The sequence below is a fragment of the Nonomuraea maheshkhaliensis genome (assembly GCF_039529435.1).
Classification (GTDB): domain Bacteria; phylum Actinomycetota; class Actinomycetes; order Streptosporangiales; family Streptosporangiaceae; genus Nonomuraea; species Nonomuraea maheshkhaliensis.
This window is the reverse complement of the sequence record NZ_BAAAMU010000095.1, coordinates 25,267-39,609: the sequence shown is the minus strand read 5'-3', so window position 1 is coordinate 39,609 and position 14,343 is coordinate 25,267. Positions and strand designations below refer to the sequence as shown.

The following is a 14,343-nucleotide window of genomic DNA, read 5'->3' as shown; positions in this document are numbered from 1 at the left end:
CCCGTTCACCGGCCAGATCGCCGCGGCGCTCGGCTTCCGCCGGCACGGCGAGCAGCTCAGCGTCCGCGACCTGGCCGCCGCCGTGAAATGAGCCGCCGTGAAATGAGCCGCCCTGGAACGAGAGTCTCAGTCGCCGCTGGAGCGGGGCTCGGCGTAGCGGGCCAGGTAGAGCTGCTCGCCGAGGCTGCGGATCAGCCCCAGCTCCGTCTCCAGGTAGTCGATGTGCTCCTCCTCGTCCCGCAGGATGTCCTCGAAGATGTTCGCGGAGGTGATGTCACCCTTCTCGCGCATCAGCTGGATCGCCGGCCGCAGCCGCTCGACCACCGACATCTCCACTTCGAGATCGGCCCGCAACTGCTCCTCGACGGTCTGGCCGATGTGCAGCGTGCCCAGCCGCTGGTAGTTGGGCAGGCCCTCCAGGAAGAGGATGCGGTCGGTGAGGCGTTCCGCGTGGCGCATCTCCTCGAGGGACTCGTCGCGGGTGTGCTCGGCCAGCTTGGTGTAGCCCCAGTTCTCCTGCATCTTGGCGTGCAGGAAATATTGGTTGATCGCGGTGAGCTCCGCGGTCAGCTGTTCGTTGAGCAATTCGATGATCTGCTTGTCGCCCTGCATGGAAACGGGCTCCTCATCGCTATCCGGCTATGCGGTCGTCAGTTCTTCCGACCGTTTCAGGATCGCACAGATCTTCCGTACACAACGGGCACAGTCACCACCGGCACCAGTAGTGTCGCGAATCTGCTTCGCACTCGTCGCCCCGGCGGCGATGCAGTCGTGCACCTCATTCTCGGTCACAGCACGACAAACGCACACGTACATTCGGGGACAAGCCTTTCGAGCAGGGGAAGGTGCCATAAGGTTAGGCACGCCTAAGGTACCCCACTTTGGTTAGGCTTGCCTATGTTGACTGTGTCACAGTCGCCTTCCCCGGCTGTCAGTGCCCCCTGGCGATCCATTCCTCCAGGTGAGGAGCCTCGGCCCCGATGGACGTCGAGTCACCGTGACCGGTGTGGACGACCGTCTCGGGCGGCAGGGTCAGCAGCCGCTGCCTGATCGAGTCGATGATGGTCTCGAACGAGCTGTAGGAGCGCCCGGTCGCCCCCGGCCCGCCCTTGAACAGCGTGTCGCCGCTGAACAGGACCCCGAGCTCGGGCGCGGACACGCAGACCGCCCCGGGCGAGTGGCCCGGCGTGTGCAGGATCTCCAGCACGGTGCCGCCGGCCACCAGCTTCTCGCCGTCGGCCAGCGGCTCGTACGACACCTCGGGGCCGTACACCTGCTCCCACAGCACCTGGTCGTCCGGGTGCAGCCGGATCGGCGCCCCGGTCAGCCGGGCCAGGTCGGCGGCGGCGTTGATGTGGTCGTTGTGGGCGTGGGTGCAGACGATGGCCCTGACCGCGCGGCCGCCCACCCGCTCGGCGATCGGCGCGGCGTCGTGGGCGGCGTCGATGACCACCACCTCACGCGCGTCACCGACCAGCCAGACGTTGTTGTCGACCTCCCACGTGCCGCCGTCCAGCGAGAACGTGCCCTTCGTGATGACCCGGTCGATCATCAGAAGACCACCACCGAGCGCAGCACCTCGCCGCGGTGCATCTTCGCGAACGCCTCCTCGACCCCGTCGAGCGCGATCGTCTCGGAGACGAACTTGTCGAGCGGCAGGCGGTTCTGCAGGAACAGGTCGATGAGCATGGGGAAGTCGCGGCTGGGCAGGCAGTCGCCGTACCAGGAGGACTTGAGCGCGCCGCCGCGGCCGAACACGTCGAGCAGCGGCAGGTCGATGCGCATCTCCGGGGTCGGCACGCCGACCAGCACGACCGTCCCGGCCAGGTCACGGGCGTAGAACGCCTGCTCGTACGTCTCCGGCCGGCCCACCGCCTCGACGACCACGTCGGCGCCGTTGCCGCCGGTCAGGTCGCGGATGGCCTCGACCGGGTCGCTCTCGCGCGAGTTGACCGTGTGGGTGGCGCCGAACTCCTTGGCCCACTCCAGCTTGCGATCGTCGACGTCGACCGCGATGATCCGGCTCGCCCCGGCCAGCGAGGAGCCGAGAATGGCCGCGTCGCCGACACCGCCGCAGCCGATGACGGCCACGCTGTCGCCGCGCGTCACCCCGCCGGTGTTGATCGCCGCGCCGAGCCCCGCCATCACGCCGCAGCCGAGCAGCCCTGCCACCTGGGCCGGCGCCTCGGCCGAGACCTTCGTGCACTGACCGGCCGCGACGAGCGTCTTGTCCAGGAACGCGCCGATGCCGAGCGCGGGCGACAGCTCGGTGCCGTCCTTGAGCGTCATCTTCTGCTTGGCGTTGTGGGTGGCGAAGCAGTACCACGGGCGGCCGCGCAGGCAGGCCCGGCACTGGCCGCACACCGCGCGCCAGTTGAGGATCACGAAGTCGCCGGGCTCGACCTCGGTGACGCCGGGGCCGACCGCCTCGACCACGCCCGCCGCCTCATGGCCCAGCAGGAACGGATAGTCGTCGCTGATCCCGCCCTCGCGGTAGTGGAGGTCGGTGTGGCAGACCCCGCAGGCCCGCACATCGACGACCGCCTCACCCGGACCGGGATCCGGCACGGTCACCGTCTCGAGCGATACTTCCTGGCCCTTGCCCCGGGCGACCACGCCCTGCACTTCGTACGGCATGCCAGCCATCTTGTGTCAGAGGGATGATCTCCGCAAGACATACGGCTGGACCACGCCGAGTCCTCTGGCCGGACGGTGCCGGATCTTGCGTAGTTCGCGGCCGTCCTCGCCGGTCAGGGCCTCGGCCAGGGCCGCGTCCACCAGGATGGTGCCGGGCCTGGCGATGGCGGTGAGCCTGGCAGCCAGGTTGACGGTCGTGCCGAAGACGTCGCCCATCAGCGGCACGACGGGGCCGTAGGCCAGGCCGATGCGGAGTTCGTCCGTGGCGGTCAGGTCGAGCGCGACGGCCGCCGCCTGGGCCGGGGTCGGCGCCGTGAACAGCACCTCGTCGCCCAGCGTCTTGACCAGCCTGGCGCCGTGCGTGGCCACCACGTCGGAGGCCCGCGATTCGAAGCCCTCGACCAGCTCGGCCAGCGCCTTCTCGTCCAGTTCGCGGCTGCGCCTGGTGAACGAGACCAGGTCGGCGAAGCCCACCGCCATCGGCACCCTGGCCGGGGCCAGCTCGTCGGCGACGTCGGCGATGGCCAGCAGCCGGGTGCCTGCGGCGGCCAGCTGGGCCCGCCAGACGTGGACGAGCACACGCTCGAAGTCGGGCATCAGCCGCTGGGCGGTGTCGAGCACCCGGTCCAGATCGGCGTCCGCGGTCGGCTCGGTCTCCGCCTCCTGCCCGGGCCGCAGCTCCGGCTCAAGCTGCGGCTCCGGCATCATCGTGCCCATCATGATCTCGGCCTGCCACTGCGCCAGCCTGGCCGTGGTCTGGCCGAGCGCTCGGGCCATCCGGATCAGCGTCTGCTCGTCGAGCAGGCCGGCGTCGAGCATGCTGCGCACCCGGCGCAGCGCGGCGGCGTCGGCCTCGGTGAACGCGCCGTCGTCGTCCGCCCGCTGCGCGAAGCCGAGCGCCCGCCAGATGCGCTCGGTCAGCGGCTGCGGCACCCCGCTCGCCGCGACCACCTCCGCCCGCGTGTAGCGGGGCGCCTGGCCGAGCAGCAGCCGTTCGATCTCCTCGGCGCTCGGGCGGCCGGGGCGCGCCTCGCTCACCTGCTGCCGGACGGGTCAGCGCCCATCGAGCTCGCCGTCCGAGGCGTCCTCCACGAGCCGGAACAGGTCGGTCCTGACGTCCTGGATGCGCGGGATGTCGCGCAGCACGATCTCACCCCGGTCACCGGCGGACTCGACGGTCAGCGTGCCGCAGCCCAGCAGGCGCTCGGCGAAGGTCTGGTCGGAGCTCACCGTGTTGACCTTGGTGATCGGGATCTCGTCGGTCGACTTGTTGAGCACGCCCGTGCTGATCGTGAAGCGGTGGGTGGTGAGCACGTAGCCGGTGTTCTTCCACCGCAGATAGGGGACGAACGACCAGATCGTGAGCAGGATGAGCCCGACGACGACGACGGCGATCCTGGCGTAGAAGGCGTACTCGAAGTCGCCGGGGATGAAGTAGAGCGCCGCACCGGAGGCGAGGGCGATGAGGACCAGCGCGATGAAGGGGACGATCAGTCGCTTCCAGTGGGGGTGGAAGGATCGGACGCGCCGCTCACCCTGCGTCAGATGGTGGTCGGGAATGGTCATGGCCCAAATCGTGCCATCAACCCGGCCCGCCTGCTATGCCGACGACACAACCGGACGACCTCCGGCGATCGGCGGGGACGGGCTACAGGTCGGCCGGGCGGACGTGCACCACGTCGCCGGCGCTCAGCGTGTGGCGCTCGCCGTCCGCCTCGACCTGGAGATGGCCGGAGGCGTCGATCCCCGTCGCGAGCCCTGTCACCGACCGGTCTCCCGGCAGCTCCACCCGGACCAGCCGCCCGATCGTGGCGCTGGAGGCCAGGTAGGCGGGGCGCAGCCCGGACGCGTCCGCGTCGCCGCCGGCCTCGGTCCAGTCGCGGTAGTGGCTCTCCAGCTCTCTCAGCACGGCCCGCAGCAGCGGGTCGCGGTCGAGGCAGGCCGCCTGCTCGATGGCCAGCGACGTGGCGGTCTCGACCGGGAGCTCGTCCTTCCTCAGCGTCACGTTGAGGCCCATGCCGATGACGACGGCGTCGTCGGCCCGCTCGGCCAGGATGCCCGCCAGCTTGCGCTCGCCGATCAGCAGGTCGTTGGGCCACTTGAGGCCCACCTCCACCTCGGCCAGGCGGCGGATCGCCGAGGCGGCGGAGACGCCGTACAGGAGGGACAGCCAGCCCTGCGCGGCGATCGGCGTCTGCGGCCTGAGCAGCACGGAGAAGGTCAGGCCCGCGCGGGGCGGCGCCGACCAGGCGCGGCCCAGGCGGCCCCGTCCCGACTCCTGGACCTCGGCCACCAGCACCGTCCCGGCGGGGGCGCCGCTCCTGGCGGCCCTGGCCAGGTCGGCGTTGGTGGAGCCGGTGCTCTCGACGACGGTGACGCCGGTCCACAACGAGCCGGGGCGGACCAGGGCCCGGTTGAGTGACGTCTGCGAGAGCGGCGGACGGTCGAGGTCGGAGTATCGCGAGTCGGGCATCCTCCCATCTTCGCGGATGGCCTGACCTCTCAGGACGACGCCTACCAGGCAGGACGGGCGGGACAGAACTCAGCCCGGGAAAAGTGTGGAATGAAGCATTCCGTTCTGCTATTCTGGGATCAGAACAAAGCGTTCCGATCCACGACTCTCCGGAGGCTCCCCATGAGCGCCATCACCCCCTTCCGCGTCGACATCCCGCAGTCCGAGCTCGACGACCTCCAGGCGCGCCTCGCGCTCACCCGCTTCACCGACGAGATCCCCGGCGCCGAGCAGGGCGTCGCCGTCGAGCGGGTCAAGCGCCTGATCGGCCACTGGCGCAACGGGTTCGACTGGCGGGCGCAGGAGGCCAGGATCAACGCCTTCCCGCAGTTCACCACCGAGATCGATGGGCAGAACATCCACTTCATCCACGTACGCTCCGACAGCCCCGACGCGCTCCCGCTGATCCTCACCCACGGCTGGCCCGGCTCGATCGCCGAGTACTTCGACGCCGTCGAGCCGCTGGCGCGCCACTTCCACCTGGTCATCCCGTCGCTGCCCGGCTACGGCTTCTCCGGGCCGACGCGGGAGCTGGGCTGGAACAACCAGCGCATCGCCAGGGCGTGGGCCGAGCTGATGACGCGGCTCGGCTACGAGCGTTACGGCGTGGTCGGCAACGACGCCGGCTCGATGATCTCCCCCGAGGTCGCCAGGATCGACGCCGAGCGGGTCGTCGGCGTGCACGTCACCCAGCTGTTCTCGTTCCCGTCGGGCGACCCGGCCGAGTTCGCGGAGCTGAGCGAGGAGGACCAGGCCGGGCTGGCCGTGCTCGACTGGTTCTGGAAGGAGAAGGGCGCCTTCAACGTGCTGCAGTCGCAGCAGCCGCAGACGCTCGCGCACGCCATCGCCGACTCCCCCGCCGGGCTGGTGGGCTGGCTGGCCCAGCTCTTCGACGAGGACCTCGACGACGACTTCGTGCTCCTCAACGCGGCCATCCACTGGTTCACCGGCACGGCCGGCTCGGCGCTGCGGCTGTACTGGGAGAACGCCAGGGCCGAGCAGCCGAAGGAGCCCACGACCGCGCCGACCGCGCTGGCCATGGCCGAGGGCGACTTCAGGTCGATCCGCCGCTTCGCCGAGCGCGACCACGCGAACATCGTCTCCTGGAAGACCCTGCCCGCCCCGGCCCACGGCCACTACACCGCCCACACCGCCACCGAGGCGCTGACCTCCGACGTCATCGCCTTCTTCGGCAGTGTGCGCTGAGCGCGGCCCGTGGCGGAGAGCGCCACGGGCCGCCGCTCCGGCGGGGTCAGCCGGTGTTCTGCAGCCCCGCCGCCACCCCGTTGACCGACAGGAGCAGGAGCGTGGACATGCGGTCGCGCTCCCGCTCCGACAGGTCCTCGGTCCGCAGCGCGCGCAGGGCCCGGAGCTGGAGGTGCGAGAGCGCGTCCACGTACGGGTCGCGGAGCTGGACGGCCCGCGAGAGCACCTTGCGGTTCTCCAGCAGCCGGGTGTGGCCCGTGACCTTGAGCACCAGGTCGCGGGTGCGGTCGTACTCCTCCAGCACCTGACGGGCGAAGTCCTCCCTGCCGCCCAGGGCCAGATAGCGCTTGGCGATCGAGCGGTCGGTCTTGGCCAGCGACATCTCCGCGTTGTCCAGCATCACGTTGAACAGCGGCCACTCCGCGTACGCCGCCCGCAGCTCCTCCAGCGAGCCGACCGAGGCCAGGCCGGTGCCCAGGCCGTACCAGCCGGGCAGGTTGACCCGGGTCTGGGCCCAGGCGAAGACCCAGGGGATGGCCCGCAGGTCGTCGAGGGAGCGGGGCGCGCCCAGGCCGCGGCGGGCCGGGCGGGAGCCGAGCCGCAGGGTGCCGATCTCCTCCAGCGGGCTGACCAGGCCGAACCACTCGGGGAAGCCCGGCGCCTCGGTCAGCGCCCGGTACGCCTCCTCCGAGGCCCCGGCCACCCGCTCGGCCAGGCCGCGGAAACGCTCCGCCGCCGTCGCGGTACGGGCGCCGACCGTGGGCGAGGAGGCCAGCAGCACGGCGTTGGCCACCTGCTCCAGGTGCCTGCGGGCGATGGCGATGTGGCCGTAGCGGGCGAAGATGACCTCGCCCTGCTCGGTGACCTTGAACCGGCCGGCGACAGAGCCGGGGGCCTGGGCGAGCACCGCGCGGTTGGCCGGGCCGCCGCCCCGCCCCAGGGCGCCGCCCCTGCCGTGGAACATGCGCAGCTTGACGTCGTGCTCGGCGGCCCAGGCGGTCAGCTCCTCCTGCGCCTCGTACAGCCGCAACGTGGCCGCCGCCGGGCCGAGCTCCTTGGCCGAGTCGGAGTAGCCGAGCATGATTTCCATGCGCCGGCCGGTGTCGGCCAGGCGCCGCTGGATCTCGGGGATGTCGAGCATGCCGGTCAGCACGGCCGGCGAATTGGCCAGGTCCTGGCCCGATTCGAAGAGCGGCACCACGTCGAGCGTCGGGGCCCGCTCGCCGAGAGCACGCCGGGCCAGCTCGTAGACGGCCGCGATGTCGTCGGCCGAGCGGGTGAAGGAGACCACGTAGCGGGAGCAGGCCGTGACGCCGAAGCGCTCCTGGATCCAGCCGATCACCCGGATCGTGGCCAGGACCTCCTCGGTGCGCTCCGACAGCTCGCCGCCGGCCCGCAGCTCCTCCAGGGCCGCCGCGTGCACCTGGGAGTGCTGGCGCACCTCCAGCTCGGCCAGGTGGAAGCCGAACGTCTCCACCTGCCACATGAGGTGCTGCAGCTCCCCGTACGCCTGCCGCGGCGCGGACGCGGCCAGCGACTCCTGGGCCAGCCGCAGCTCGGCCAGCAGCTCGGCCGGCGAGCGGTAGGCCAGGTCGAGATCGCGGCGGCGGGTCGCGGCGATGCGCGCGGCCACGAACAGCAGCCACTGCCGGTGCGGCTCACGCGGCGAGCGGGTGGCCAGCTCGGAGACCACGTCGGGATGGGCGTCCACGGCCGCCGCCAGCGCCCCGGACAGCTCGGGCGAGCTGGGCGCGAACTGCGCGGAGGCGGTGAGCGTGCGGGCGATGCGGGTGCAGGCCGTCTCCAGGGCGGTCAGCACGTGCTCGGACTGGATCTGGATCGTCTCGCGGGTGACCCTGGAGGTGACGTTGGGGTTGCCGTCGCGGTCGCCGCCGATCCAGCTCCCGTAGCGGATGAAGGGCCTGGCCAGCGGCGGCCGGGTGCCGGTGCCCTCGTCGAGTGCGGCGTCCAGCGCGCGGTAGACCTGCGGCACCATGCGGAACAGCGTCTCGTCGAAGGCAGCCATCGCCGTGCGGACCTCGTCGAGCGGGTCCAGCTTGGTCGAGCGGAGCTGGGCCGTACGCCACAGCAGGTCGATCTCCTCCAGCATGCGCCGCCTGTTCTCGGCGCGCTCGGAGGCCCCGCGTCCGGGGGTGTTGTACTCGGTCAGCTGGCCGCTGATCCGCTGGATGGCGGTGACGACGGCGCGCCTGCGCGCCTCCGTGGGATGCGCCGTGAGCACCGGATGCAGCTCCAGGCCCTGCAGCAGCTCTTCGACGCGCTCGTGGCCCAGCTCCTGCACGGCGTGCGCGAGCGACTCGCGCTGCACCCTGCCCTCGGCGTCCCGTTCGCGCAGCGTGCGGATGCGGTAGTGCTCCTCGGCGAGGTTGGCCAGGTGGAAGTAGCACGTGAACGCGCGGGCCACGGCCACGGCCCGCTCGATCTCCCATCCGGCGACCATTTCGGTGATCACGTCGGCCGAGATCTCACCCCTGCGCGCGGCGATGACGGCCTTGCGCAGTCGTTCGACGTCGGCCAGCAGGTCGTCGCCGCCCTGCTCGGCCAGCACCTGGCCGAGCAGTTTGCCGAGCAGCCGCACATCGTGGCGTAGCTCGTCCGGCATCTCGGTTACGGCGACACTGCGACGCTCGAGCCCCTGGTCAATCATGTTTCGAAGGGTATCCAGTCGCTTCTCGGCGCCGTAGACCGGTCTCAGGTATTGGACTAGACCACTGGTCAGGTGGGCTTGGAGATGGCCGCGAGCAGCTCGGGCGTACGGGGGAAGCCGATCTTGGCGGCCAGGCGGCGGCCCAGTGTCTCGGCCAGCAGGCCGTAGAACGGCGCCACCACGCACACCCAGTAGAGCCCGAACAGCAGCGGCACCACGAACGGCAGCGTCAGCAGCGCGATGCCGGCCGTGGCCCCCAGCGCGGAGGCGGCGGCCACGCCGCCCTGGCCTGGCGCGGCGCCGCTGAAGGCGTTCATCCGCTCGGGCAGGGTGTACGGGAGCACCACGCTCGTCACGGAGCCGACCCCGAGCCCGATCCCGAGCGCGCCCCACCCGGCCATCACCGCCGGCACGATCGAGCCGGGATTGCCGGTGAACAGCCCGGTGGCCACGCCGATCACGGTCAGCAGCGGCACGGCGAGCAGCGCGTTGGCCAGGTGCCGCCCGGCCAGGTCGGTGATCAGGCCGCGTTCGCTGCCGAAGACGACGGCGTTCATCCACAGGGAGCGGCCGTCGATGCCGAAGATGTTGCCCGCCTGCAACGCGATCATGAGCGCGCTCGCGGACGTCAGCAGGACGGGCAGCCCGGCTCCGGCCCCGAGGTTCCGCATCGAGAAGGCCAGCACGATCGTGACCACGGCGGCGCTGAACCAGCCCACGCGGGAGCGGGGCTCGCGCCTGATGTACTTCAGCTCCTTCGTCACCACCGCCGCCAGCGGCCCGTCCGGCAGGAACCGGTCGATCAGGCCCAGCTCCCTGCGTACGGAGGCGGCCTGGGTGGAGGCGTCGGGCGTGACCAGCGCCCGGTTCAGCGCCTTGATCCAGAGCCACGCCAGCAAGGCCACGAGCAGCGCCACGAACACGATCTCGGCCAGGCCCACGAGGCCGCCGTCCGCGATGGCGTGGGCCATCATCCCGGACGGGGTCCACCGCAGCACGTCCGCCATCTGGTGCAGCATGGCCGCCGGGTCGCCGAACCCGGCATTCATCACCAGGTTGGGCAGTTGCGAGAGCACCACGAAGAGCAGCGCGGCCACGGCCAGCACGTCACGGCCGCGCCGGGTGCGCAGCGCGCTCGACAGCGACGTGGTGATCAGCCGGGACGCCACCACGCAGAGCGCGAACTGCACCAGCACGGCCGGCACCCCGAGCAGCCAGCCCCCGGCGCTCGACGCCAGCCCGACCAGGGCGCCGAACGTGACGATCAGCATGGCCGCCGGCCACACGCCGGTGACGGACGCGGTGAACATGCCGACCGCCATCCGGCCCGTACGCAGCGGGAACAGCGCCAGCTTCGCCGGGTCGAGCGTGTCGTCCAGGCCGAACACGAGCAGCGGCACGATCATCCAGCCGACGAGGAAGGCCGTGAAGGCGACGACGGTCAGCGAGGAGGCGACGTCGGGCGGCGCGAAGCGCAGCAGGCTCATGAGGAAGAAGCCGAGCGCGGCCAGGAAGGTCGCGGCCACGAGGGTGAAGATGAAGCCGAGCTTTCGCTGGAGGTCTCCGCGCAGGTTGCCGGCCAGCAGGCGCAGCTTGAGCCGGGCGAAGAGCGTCACCGTGGTCATCGTGCCGCCTCCCGTCGCGGGCCGCTCATGCCTGCGGCTTGGCGCCGAGCCAGGTCAGGCCCGTCTCGCCGTCTTGGGGCGAGCCGCCGACCAGCTCCAGGAACGCCTGGTTGAGGCTGCGCCCGCCGCGTACGTCCGCTAACGGGCCCTGTGCCACGATCTGGCCCGCGCTCATCACCGACACCCAGTCGCACAGCCGCTCGACCAGGTCCATGACGTGGCTGGAGAAGATGACGGTGGAGCCGGAGGCGGTGAAGCGCCGCAGCACCTCCGTCAGCGTGTTGGCGCTGACGGGGTCGACGCCCTCGAACGGCTCGTCGAGGAAGAGCACGGACGGGTTGTGCAGCAGCGCGGCGGCCAGGCCGATCTTCTTGCGCATGCCGGTGGAGTAGTCGATGACGAGCTTGTCGGCGGCGCCGGCCAGGTCCATCACGGCGAGCAGCTCTCCCGCGCGCCGCTCGACCTCTGCCTTGGGGATGCCGCGCAGCCTGCCGTTGTAGAGCAGCAGCTCGCGGCCCGACAGCCGTTCGAACAGCCGCAGCCCCTCGGGGAGCACGCCGATGCGGGCCTTGACCTCGACCGGGTCGCGCCACACGTGGAAGCCGTCGACCTCGGCCGAGCCCCCGTCGGGCCGGAGCAGCCCGGTGATCATGCTGAGCGTGGTCGTCTTCCCCGCGCCGTTGGGGCCGACCAGACCGGCGAAGCTGCCCGCGGGGACGACGAGGTCCACCTCCGCGACGGCGATCTGCTGCCCGTATCGCTTGAACAGCCCATGGGTGCGAACGGCATCCGTCATGGATCCACTCTAGGCAGAGGGGCTAGCCTTGCGCGCATGAGCGCTGCCGAGGCGATGCCAGAAGAACCGGATATCCACACCACCGCGGGGAAGATCGCCGACCTCGAACGGAGACTCGACGAGGCCGTGCACGCGGGCTCGGCGGCCGCGGTGGACAAGCAGCACGCCCGGGGCAAGATGACGGCCAGGGAGCGGGTGCTGGCGCTGCTGGACGAGGGCTCGTTCGTGGAGTTCGACGAGTTCGCCAGGCACCGTTCCACGATGTTCGGGCTCGAACGGCGGCGCCCTTACGGCGACGGCGTCATCACCGGGCACGGCACGATCGACGGCCGTCAGGTGTGCGTCTTCTCCCAGGACGTCACGGTCTTCGGCGGCTCGCTCGGCGAGGTGTACGGCGAGAAGATCGTCAAGGTGCTCGACCTGGCGATCAAGACCGGCTGCCCGATCATCGGCATCAACGAGGGCGGCGGCGCCCGCATCCAGGAGGGCGTGGTCGCGCTCGGCCTGTACGCGGAGATCTTCAAGCGCAACGTGCACGCCTCGGGCGTGATCCCGCAGATCTCGCTCATCATGGGCGCCGCGGCCGGCGGCCACGTCTACTCCCCCGCGCTGACCGACTTCGTGGTGATGGTGGACCAGACGTCCCACATGTTCATCACGGGGCCCGACGTGATCAAGACGGTGACCGGCGAGGAGGTCACGTTCGAGGAGCTCGGCGGCGCGCACGCGCACAACACCAAGTCGGGCGTGGCCCACTACCAGGCCACCGACGAGCAGGACGCGCTCGACTACGTCAAGGCGCTGCTGTCGTACCTGCCGTCGAACAACCTGGACGAGGCGCCGGTGTTCGAGGCGGCGGAGGACCTGGAGCCGGATCCCGAGCTCGACGAGGTGATCCCCGACTCGGCCAACCAGCCGTACGACATGCACCAGGTGATCGAGCACGTGCTGGACGACGGGGAGTTCCTGGAGGTCCACGCCCTGTTCGCGCCGAACATCGTGGTCGGGTACGGCCGGGTGGACGGCCAGCCTGTGGGGGTCGTGGCCAACCAGCCCATGCATTTCGCCGGATGTCTGGATATCAACGCATCCGAGAAGGCCGCCAGATTTATTCGAACATGTGATGCGTTTAATATTCCGATCCTGACTTTTGTCGATGTTCCGGGTTTCCTGCCGGGCACCGATCAGGAATGGAACGGAATCATCCGCCGCGGGGCCAAGATCCTTTACGCGTACGCCGAGGCCACCGTCCCGTTGATCACCGTGATCACCCGTAAGGCGTACGGCGGCGCGTACGACGTCATGGGCTCCAAGCACCTCGGCGCGGACGTCAACCTGGCCTGGCCCACCGCGCAGATCGCGGTCATGGGCGCGCAGGGCGCGGTCAACATCCTCTACCGGCGCGAACTGGCCGCCTCCGACGACCCCGACGCCGAGCGGGCCAGGCTCGTCACCGAGTACGAGGACACGCTGGCGAATCCGTACATCGCGGCGGAACGCGGCTACGTGGACGCGGTGATCCGGCCGTCCGAGACCCGGCCCCAGGTGGTCAGGGCGCTGCGCGCGCTGCGGAACAAGCGGGCCACGCTGCCCCCCAAGAAGCATGGGAACATCCCGCTGTGATGCCATATCTGCGCATTGTCCGCGGCGACGCCACGCCCGAGGAGATCGCCGCGGTGATCGCCGTCCTGGCGACGAGACCCGCCGCGCCCGAGCTTCCTGCCACCCCCCGAAGACATACGTGGCGAAACCCGGCTAGAGGTATGCGTAAGCCTGTCGTGCCAGGGAAGTCGGCATGGCGGATGAGCGCTCTACCCTAGATAGATCCTGCGAATCGGGTGTCAAGTTCCCCGGGAGTTGGGACTATCTAGAGAAAGTAGGCGTATATAGTCAGCCGATCAACTAACACCGCGGCCTGGAGGACGACATGGCCATCCCAGACCTCATGCCGCATCCTGTGGCAGCCAAGTACGCCGTCCTAGTGGATGTCGGTTATCTCTACGCGGCGGCGGGTGAAGTGCTGCTCGGTGCGAAGGAACGCAAGGAATATCGGGTGGCCGCCGATGAGCTCATCCAGAGTCTACAGAAACATGCAGAGGAACGTATATCTGGCGAACTTCTGCGGATCTATTGGTATGACGCCGCCCGTGACCGTGTGCCGACCGTCGACCAGCGGGTGATCGCCCAGCTTCCCTGGGTCAAGGTGCGCCTCGGCAACCTGAACGCCCGTGGCCAGCAGAAAGGCGTGGACGCGCAGATCAGGAGCGATCTGGAGGCGCTGGCCAGGCACCACGCGGTCACCGACACGATCCTGCTGGCGGGCGATGAGGACATGGTTCCGGCGGTCGAGGCGGCGCAGGCGTACGGCGTGCGCATCCATCTTTGGGGCGTCGAACCTCCTTACGGCACCAACCAGGCCGAACGCCTCGTGTGGGAGTCCGACACCGTCGAAGTGATCTCCGCTGATTTCCTAAGGCCCTTTTTCAGCCGTGCGCCGCAGCCCGTCCCCGTCACCCCACCCGCCGCCGCACCCTCGCCCGCGCAGGTCTTCGCCGGCCGCGCGCCCGTCAAACCGCACGCCAAACCCGGCCAGGTCGCCAAGCTCGGGCCCAGCCGGCCGCGCGTCGAGGACGTGGGCGAGCACGTGGCGCAGAAGTGGATCCTCACCCGCGGCCGCGACAACATCCGCGACCTGCTGCCCGGCCCGATCCTGCCGACCGTCATCGACACCGAGTTGCTGATCGAGGCCGAGAAGGAGCTGGGGCACTCGCTGCGGCCCTATCCCGAGGCTCGGGTGTGGCTGCGTGACGGGTTCTGGGCTCGGGTCTACCGGGAGTTCGACCTGGGGGTGGGGGTCTCGTCGAAGTGATCCGCGACGTACGGCCGGCACCGTGACCCA

At 70.3% G+C, this 14,343-nt stretch carries 14 protein-coding genes; 4 read left to right on the top strand and 10 right to left on the bottom strand.

Going from position 1 to position 14,343, the window contains the following annotated elements; translation table 11 throughout:
* Positions 1 to 126 precede the first annotated feature (126 nt).
* The 7 genes from bfr to ABFX54_RS41360 form a co-directional block, all read right to left on the bottom strand.
* Complete coding sequence (gene bfr / locus ABFX54_RS41390) at positions 127 to 612, bottom strand: bacterioferritin (RefSeq protein WP_346112338.1); 486 nt, start codon at positions 610 to 612, stop codon at positions 127 to 129.
* 27 nt (positions 613 to 639) lie between these two features.
* Positions 640 to 816 (bottom strand): (2Fe-2S)-binding protein, encoded by a 177-nt coding sequence (locus tag ABFX54_RS41385; RefSeq protein ID WP_132618226.1) that lies wholly within the window; start codon positions 814 to 816, stop codon positions 640 to 642.
* Between the two features lie 115 nt (positions 817 to 931).
* A complete protein-coding gene (locus tag ABFX54_RS41380) occupies positions 932 to 1,552 on the bottom strand; it encodes an MBL fold metallo-hydrolase (RefSeq protein WP_346112337.1) in 621 nt (206 codons plus the stop codon).
* Positions 1,552 to 2,637, bottom strand: a complete 1,086-nt coding sequence (locus ABFX54_RS41375; RefSeq protein ID WP_346112336.1) for an S-(hydroxymethyl)mycothiol dehydrogenase — start codon at positions 2,635 to 2,637, stop codon at positions 1,552 to 1,554. Before ABFX54_RS41375 ends, ABFX54_RS41380 begins: the two co-directional genes overlap by 1 nt.
* 15 nt (positions 2,638 to 2,652) lie before the next feature.
* On the bottom strand, positions 2,653 to 3,675 hold the full coding sequence (locus ABFX54_RS41370; protein ID WP_346112335.1) for an adenylate/guanylate cyclase domain-containing protein: 1,023 nt from the start codon (positions 3,673 to 3,675) through the stop codon (positions 2,653 to 2,655).
* Positions 3,676 to 3,690: 15 nt separating this feature from the next.
* Positions 3,691 to 4,203, bottom strand: a complete 513-nt coding sequence (locus tag ABFX54_RS41365; protein WP_106236540.1) for a PH domain-containing protein — start codon at positions 4,201 to 4,203, stop codon at positions 3,691 to 3,693.
* An 82-nt stretch (positions 4,204 to 4,285) separates the two neighbouring features.
* Entirely contained in the window at positions 4,286 to 5,110 is an 825-nt protein-coding gene (locus ABFX54_RS41360; RefSeq protein ID WP_346112334.1) for a biotin--[acetyl-CoA-carboxylase] ligase, read from the bottom strand.
* Positions 5,111 to 5,272: 162 nt separating this feature from the next.
* Between ABFX54_RS41360 and ABFX54_RS41355 the strand changes: the two genes are divergently transcribed.
* Positions 5,273 to 6,355, top strand: coding sequence for an epoxide hydrolase family protein (locus ABFX54_RS41355; RefSeq protein WP_346112333.1), 1,083 nt, complete (start codon positions 5,273 to 5,275; stop codon positions 6,353 to 6,355).
* Between the two features lie 46 nt (positions 6,356 to 6,401).
* Here ABFX54_RS41355 and ABFX54_RS41350 read toward each other — a convergent pair whose 3' ends face one another.
* The 3 genes from ABFX54_RS41350 to ABFX54_RS41340 all read right to left on the bottom strand — a co-directional run bounded on the left by ABFX54_RS41350 (position 6,402) and on the right by ABFX54_RS41340 (position 11,444).
* Entirely contained in the window at positions 6,402 to 9,023 is a 2,622-nt protein-coding gene (locus tag ABFX54_RS41350) for a phosphoenolpyruvate carboxylase (protein ID WP_346112331.1), read from the bottom strand.
* Positions 9,024 to 9,091: 68 nt separating this feature from the next.
* Positions 9,092 to 10,648 carry a hypothetical protein gene (locus ABFX54_RS41345; protein ID WP_346112330.1) on the bottom strand — a complete coding sequence of 519 codons (1,557 nt, stop codon included), beginning with the start codon at positions 10,646 to 10,648 and terminating at the stop codon, positions 9,092 to 9,094.
* A 25-nt stretch (positions 10,649 to 10,673) separates the two neighbouring features.
* Positions 10,674 to 11,444 carry an ABC transporter ATP-binding protein gene (locus ABFX54_RS41340; RefSeq protein ID WP_346112329.1) on the bottom strand — a complete coding sequence of 257 codons (771 nt, stop codon included), beginning with the start codon at positions 11,442 to 11,444 and terminating at the stop codon, positions 10,674 to 10,676.
* A 36-nt stretch (positions 11,445 to 11,480) separates the two neighbouring features.
* Between ABFX54_RS41340 and ABFX54_RS41335 the strand changes: the two genes are divergently transcribed.
* The 3 genes from ABFX54_RS41335 to ABFX54_RS41325 all read left to right on the top strand — a co-directional run bounded on the left by ABFX54_RS41335 (position 11,481) and on the right by ABFX54_RS41325 (position 14,313).
* Positions 11,481 to 13,067 (top strand): acyl-CoA carboxylase subunit beta, encoded by a 1,587-nt coding sequence (locus ABFX54_RS41335; protein WP_346112328.1) that lies wholly within the window; start codon positions 11,481 to 11,483, stop codon positions 13,065 to 13,067.
* Positions 13,067 to 13,264 carry an acyl-CoA carboxylase subunit epsilon gene (locus tag ABFX54_RS41330; protein ID WP_346112341.1) on the top strand — a complete coding sequence of 66 codons (198 nt, stop codon included), beginning with the start codon at positions 13,067 to 13,069 and terminating at the stop codon, positions 13,262 to 13,264. Before ABFX54_RS41335 ends, ABFX54_RS41330 begins: the two co-directional genes overlap by 1 nt.
* Before the next feature lie 107 nt (positions 13,265 to 13,371).
* Entirely contained in the window at positions 13,372 to 14,313 is a 942-nt protein-coding gene (locus ABFX54_RS41325) for an NYN domain-containing protein (protein ID WP_125632505.1), read from the top strand.
* Positions 14,314 to 14,343: the final 30 nt, after the last annotated feature.